Origin of the sequence: Candidatus Clostridium eludens (assembly GCF_045310515.1) — a bacterium.
Taxonomy (GTDB): Bacteria; Bacillota; Clostridia; order Clostridiales; family Clostridiaceae; genus Clostridium_B; species Clostridium_B eludens.
The window spans coordinates 1-313 of sequence record NZ_JBJHZX010000196.1; the positions used below are offsets into that span (position 1 = coordinate 1).

General features: G+C 23.6%; 1 pseudogene. It reads right to left on the reverse strand.

Features of this window, described 5'->3' with window-relative positions:
* A pseudogene (locus tag ACJDU8_RS25805) lies at positions 1–313 on the reverse strand (ATP-dependent helicase); the annotation flags it as partial.

Genomic DNA, 313 nt, shown 5'->3' on the forward strand with positions numbered 1-313 from the left:
TTTTCAAACTCCATTCCCTTCACTCCATGAATAGTACTTAATATAACTGCATTCTCTTCATCTAAATTTTTATTTAAAGATTCTTCTGTATTTTTAATATGTTCTAAAAATAAATCAATACTACTGAAATCCTCACATGCCTCTTTAAATTCATGTATAATATGTTTAAATTCTTCCATGTCTGTATTCAACTTTTTACAGTACATATGTAAATAATCCATATATTCTAATTTATATAGTATAAATTCTATTCTTTTTTCTGCTTTCATTTTATTTAACTTTTTTATATTGCCTTGAAGTCTATCTATAGCTT